Raw genomic sequence first — 6,007 nt, 5'->3', positions numbered from 1 at the left:
GGGGAAGTGGGAGCCAGAGCATTTGTACGACTATTTTCCACAGGCAGTTTAAATACAGTACAGCTTAGAAGACGAACAACAAACCTCGAGAATTTGTCCTAGGATAATATTTGTCAGCTAAGAGGGGGATAATATGGGGCGATTCTGGTTAAAGGTGAGAACTTTTGGGCAAAATATCTTAATCGGTTTAGGTTTAGTCCTATTAATCGGTTTTTATCACAGTATCAGCGCCAAATCTACCTCATTAATGATTGTTTATCCTCCCGATAATCATCAAACCACGGCATCGAGAATCTTTTTTATTGGTTCTGCTCCTCCATCGGGTCAAGTTTTGCTCAATAATCAACCGATTCAACGCAGTGCTAAAGGATATTTTGCCCCTAGTTTTCCCCTAGAAGTTGGCGAAAATAATTTCACTATTCGCTATCAAAACCAAACTATTAATCGTCAAATAATTCGTCGAGATACTCAAGCAGTTATTCCCCAAGGATTAGCTTTTGCTGATAACTCTCTCAGTCCTTCTGTCCATAGGACGAGGTTAGTGGGGGAATGGATTTGTTTTAGTGCGATTGCCACTCCCCAAGCTCAGGTTTCTGTGCAGTTAGGAGATAAAATTCTGCCTCTTTTACCCCAACCTCAAACCACAAAACTGCCTAGTAATGCCGCAGTTTTAACTAATCTTAATCAAGCGAATTCCGAGGATAAAACTGGTTACTATCGAGGTTGTCAGCAGTTTAAGCAAGAGGCTAACTTAGGAAAACCTATTTTTACAGCACAATTAAATAATCGCTCTATTAGCCAACAAGGTCAAGGAGAAATTAACATTATTAGCGATCAAAATTTACCAGTGATTGAAATTATAGCGGTCCAAGGGGTAGCTCGCACGGGGCCGGGTAGTAATTATTCCCGTTTAACTCCTTTACCCCAAGGCACAAAAGCGAGAGTCACCGGGAAAGAGGGGGATTGGTTACGGTTAGATTATGGTGGTTGGATTTTAGAGCGAGAAACCCGTTTAATAGTTAATGAGGTATTGGATAATGCTAATATTCGTGGTCTCTCTTCTCGCAGTATCAATCAAGCAACAGAAATTATTTTCCCCCTCTCCCATCCTGTACCCATCGCCGTGAGACAAGAAGATGATAAATTTATTTTGACCCTTTATAATACCATTGCCCAAACCGATACAATTTTTCTGGTGGATAATCCTTTAGTTAGACGTTTAGATTGGCGACAAATCAACCCGACTACTATAGAATACACTTTTAATCTGAACCAAAAACAACAGTGGGGTTATAGTCTTCGTTACCAGGGGACAAATTTAATCTTAACCCTGCGTCATCCCCCGGAAAAAAGTGATAATTTACAGGGCAAAGTTATTTTATTAGATCCCGGACACGGAGGTAAAGAAACCGGCGCTGTCGGTCCGACGGGTTACACAGAAAAAGAGATTAATTTGGTTATGTCTAAATTAATTAAACAGGAGTTAGAAAAATTGGGAGCAACAGTTTATTTAACCAGAGAAACTGACATCGAACTATCCCTACCAGCACGGGTAGAGATGATTAATAATCTGCAACCAACCCTAGCACTATCGGTTCACTATAATGCTTTGCCTGATGATGGAGATGCCTTAAATACTCAAGGAATCGGCATATTTTGGTATCATCCCCAGGCAGCGGATCTATCGGTTTTTCTCCACGATTATTTAACCAAAAATCTTAACCGTCCTTCCTATGGGGTATTTTGGAATAATTTAGCTTTAACTCGGCCTTATAGTAGTCCTTCTTTGTTATTAGAGTTAGGATTTATGAGTAATCCTCAAGAATTTGAATGGATTACCGATACTCAGGCACAAAAACAATTAGCGCAAGTTTTAGCCGCCGGAATTAGCCAATGGTTTCAACAATCTGGGGTAATTGCTTCCAGTTAAGATTTAATGGCAATCCGAGGGAGATAAGCTTAAATCTTTGTGAAAAATCAAGCCCTAGCTGGAAAGCCAGTGATAGGATTTGCTGGAGTTTTTATCTTAATCTGAGGAAATTAAATCAAGTTCATGGAAAAAATGTTACCAGTGAACAGCAATCGGACAAAATAACTGCTAGATTACAAGGTATAGTCCATCACTCTCTGGTAGATATTCAAACAGCGATCACTGTGTGATAAAATCGCTGTATTAGCCAACAAATAAAGATAGTTTACTGAAAATTTGCCAACAATTCACGCCCTTATAGACAACTTGATCGCTGCCCCCCTTATTAAGGGGGGATTAAGGGGGGATCAAAACCACCTTATTAAGGGGGGATCAAGGGGGGATTAAGGGGGGATCAATCGCTCACCTCAAGGTTGGGGTAGCCCAATTAAATCCCACTCTTGTTATTATTCTGCTCTACCCATGACTAACTCTTTATATATCAGCACGACGGCAACGGGAAGCGGTAAAGCGTTAGTAGCTTTAGGAATTATTGACTTAATTCTCCGCAAAACTAATAAAGTTGCTTTTTTCCAGCCAATTGTTCTCGACTGTTCCGAAGGTCATCGGGATGAAGACATTGACTTAATCCTCAATTATTTTAAATTAGAACAAACCTACGAAGAAGCCTTCGGGTTATGTTACGAAGAAGTTAAGGATTTATTGGTACAACAAAAATTTGATGAAATCATTGAAAGAATTATAAAAAAGTTTAAAAACTTAGAAAAAAAATATGATTTTATCCTCTGTGAAGGTTCCGATTATCTGCAAGAAAATTCCGCCTTTGAATTTGAACTAAATACAGAAATCGCCAAAAATCTCGGCCATCCCATCTTAATATTAGGTAATGCTCACCAGCGCAGTATCGAAGATGCCCTTAGTCCGATCCTGATTTCCTGCGACACCTACCAAGATAAAGGTTGTACGGTGATCGGAATTATTATCAATCAAGCTGAAGAGGAAAAAATAGAGGAATTACGGAAAACCCTAACTAAAATTTTTCCCCCCCAAGAATATGCCCTAGGAGTGATTCCCCACAATGCCAAACTGAGCAGCCCGCGAGTAGCAGAAATCGCCCAACAATTACAGGCAAAAGTTCTCTACGGACAGCAGAGATTAGACAGTTTAGCTAGTAACTTTCTGGTGGTGGCCATGCAGATGCAAAATGCCCTAGAGCGGTTAAAAGAAGATAGTTTAATTATCACTCCTTGGGATCGCGGCGATGTGATTATCGGGATGTTACAGGCCCACCAATCAGCCAATTATCCCCAATTAGCTGGTATAGTCTTAACAGCAGGTCATAACCTCAATCCTTCGATCGCCCGTTTAATTGACGGTTTGCCCGATCCCTTACCGATTCTCTCCGTCACCACCGATACCTATACCACGGCCGAACGCATCCACGATGTGCGAACCACCCTAACCTCGACGGACTACGATAAAATTAACCTCAGTCTGCAGCTTTTTCACAGTAACATCAATCTCGATCGCCTAGAAGCGCAAATTCGCACTTTGCGGACCCAGGGGATTACCCCGAAGATGTTCACCTATAATCTCGTACAACAGGCCAAAGCGCAAAAACGTCACATCGTTTTGGCCGAAGGAACCGAACCGCGCATCCTCCAGGCGGCCACAGTTTTAATCGAACAGGATATCGTCGATTTAACCCTCTTGGGACAACCGGACGAGATTGCAATGGTGATAAAAAAACATGGTATCACCCTCGATCTCGATCGCCTGCAAATTATTGACCCCGTGGCTAGTCCCCATTTTGAAAGCTATGTGCAGACCCTCTACGAAGCGAGAAAAGCCAAGGGAATGAATCTCGACATGGCCCGGGATTATGCACAGGATGTCTCCTATTTTGGCACTTTAATGGTGTATCAAGGCGATGCTGATGGTATGGTATCGGGGGCAGTGCATACCACTCAACACACGATTCGGCCTGCACTCCAGATTATCAAAACTAAGCCCGATTGTGCGATCGTCTCCTCGGTCTTTTTTATGTGTCTAGAGGATCGAGTCTTGGTTTATGGGGATTGTGCCGTGAATCCCGACCCTAGCGCCGAGGAATTAGCCGAAATTGCCCTATCTTCTGCCGAAACCGCCCAAAAATTCGGAATTGAACCGCGAATCGCCCTGCTTTCCTATTCTTCAGGTCAATCAGGCCAGGGAGAAGACGTGGAAAAAGTACGACAAGCAACCAAAATCGCTAGGGAAAAACGCCCCGATTTGAAGCTAGAAGGGCCAATTCAGTACGATGCGGCCGTGGATAAGGAAGTAGCTGCCCAAAAAATGCCGGGGTCAGAGGTAGCGGGCCAAGCAACGGTGTTTATTTTTCCTGACCTGAATACAGGTAATAATACCTATAAAGCCGTGCAGCGGGAAACGAAAGCTTTAGCCATCGGTCCAATCCTACAGGGATTAAAAAAACCCGTCAATGATCTCAGTCGCGGTTGTACCGTTCCCGATATTATCAATACGGTGGTGATCACAGCAATTCAATCCCAATCTTTTTGAGTTATCAGTTAGAAAACGGGTTTCTCAAAAAAACCCTTTTTCTGGAATATGCTTATACCATTTCTCTAAATGAAAACTACACATCGAATTTAAGTCACCCTTTTTAAGGGGGATTTAGGGGGATTAAACTTCTGTAGTCAGACTTTGGAGAATTGGTATTATTTCCTCCCGACCGGGCCAGAGCGGGAATCAAAACTATCTCAATGGAGCGAGATGAATCGCGACCAGAATAAAACTAACGCGGTAGCGTTTCCACTTTCGGGGAGTTTTGGTTCTCGACGTATTTTTTTAGTTGTTCGACAGTAACGTCGCCACAACTAGCCACGAAATAAGCTCCCGTCCAAAAATAGGGTTTGTTGTCGAAATACTCGGCCGCCAAATACGGAAATTCTTGTCTAATTAAGCGACTACTAACTGTTTTAAGGTTAGCGATTAGTTTGGTCCATGATTGTAATTATAGCGTTTCCTGTTCGCAAGAGATACATTATCGATGGTGAAAAGCTTAATTAGCAAAGGTTAAACTGTGCCACACAGGTGTGAGAACCGCTATAGTTGATATCCTAGGCAGTAAGTGTTATAATTTAACTATACATCACGCTCACGAAAGACAGTGATAACGCTTACCTACCAGTACAAACTAAAGGTAAACAGACAACAGGAACAGGAGATAATCCACATTCTTGATGTTGGCAAAAGCGTTTATAATTACGCTCTTTCAGAACGGAAAGATTGGTTAAACTCTCGAAAGTGTCTTGCGGATCACTGTTCGCTAGTTTCCGAGTACATAATTCCTGCGGATGAACCCTATCCTAATTACTTCGTTCAAGCTAAAAATCTAACGGAAGCTAAAAAAGTTTACCCGATATTAAAGACGGTTAACGCTCAAGTTTTACAGCAAGTCTTAAAAACTTTAGATAAGGCGTTTAACCAGATGAAATCGAAAGGCTTCGGCTTTCCTAGATTTAAGAAAAAGATGCGGAGTTTTGTTTTTCCTGCGCTGTCAAAAAGCTTTCTAGGTGACGAATACTTAAATTTTCCACAATTGGGAAAAATTAGAATCAGGCAATCTAGAGAATACCCGTCTGGGTTCGAGCCTAAACAAGCTCGAATTATCCAAAAAGCGTCGGGATTTTACGTTTCGGTTTCCTTCCAATCCCAAGAATCCGTCCCCGATATAACGACTGGGAAGACCTGTTTAGGAATTGACGCGGGAATTGAAAGTTTTGTCGCTACTTCACGGGGAGATTTAATCAAAGCCCCTCGATTTTTGTTGAAAGTACAGAGTAAGCTTAAATTGCTACAAAGACGCTTGAAACGGAAAACTAAAGGCTCAAACAATTGGTTAAAACTCCAAGAGAAGATAGCAAGATTACACGAGAAAGTGTCTAATACTCGTAGAGATTGGCATTTTAAGTTAGCTCATTACCTTTGCGATTTTGCTGATAATATCTTCGTTGAGGATATTAACTTCGTTTCCTGGTCTAGAGGGATCGTTAGAAAACAATCTCTAGATTCGGG

At 41.8% G+C, this 6,007-nt stretch carries 3 protein-coding genes and 1 pseudogene; 3 read left to right on the top strand and 1 reads right to left on the bottom strand.

Annotation, left to right across the window (positions count from 1 at the left end; translation table 11 throughout):
- Positions 1–133 precede the first annotated feature (133 nt).
- Positions 134–1,930, top strand: a complete 1,797-nt coding sequence (locus O9295_RS26045) for an N-acetylmuramoyl-L-alanine amidase family protein (RefSeq protein ID WP_288036173.1) — start codon at positions 134–136, stop codon at positions 1,928–1,930.
- 462 nt (positions 1,931–2,392) lie between these two features.
- Positions 2,393–4,489, top strand: coding sequence for a phosphate acetyltransferase (gene pta / locus O9295_RS26040; RefSeq protein WP_288036172.1), 2,097 nt, complete (start codon positions 2,393–2,395; stop codon positions 4,487–4,489).
- Between the two features lie 235 nt (positions 4,490–4,724).
- On the opposite strand, the pseudogene O9295_RS26035 reads toward pta, so the two are convergent.
- Positions 4,725–4,931, bottom strand: a pseudogene (locus tag O9295_RS26035) (IS200/IS605 family transposase); the annotation flags it as partial.
- Between the two features lie 168 nt (positions 4,932–5,099).
- Here O9295_RS26035 and O9295_RS26030 point away from each other — a divergent pair.
- Positions 5,100–6,007: RNA-guided endonuclease InsQ/TnpB family protein (locus tag O9295_RS26030; RefSeq protein ID WP_288036171.1), on the top strand; the 908-nt coding region annotated here is incomplete at its 3' end.

Origin of the sequence: Microcystis sp. LE18-22.4A (assembly GCF_027531105.1) — a bacterium.
Classification (GTDB): Bacteria; Cyanobacteriota; Cyanobacteriia; order Cyanobacteriales; family Microcystaceae; genus Microcystis; species Microcystis aeruginosa.
Note: the sequence above shows the minus strand (reverse complement) of the source record. Positions and strands in the feature narration are given on the sequence as shown.

Excerpts from the sequence above, each read along its gene's own strand:
- O9295_RS26045 (WP_288036173.1), top strand. The coding sequence starts at position 134 with ATGGGGCGATTCTGGTTAAAGGTGAGAACTTTTGGGCAAAATATCTTA.
- pta (WP_288036172.1), top strand. The coding sequence starts at position 2,393 with ATGACTAACTCTTTATATATCAGCACGACGGCAACGGGAAGCGGTAAA.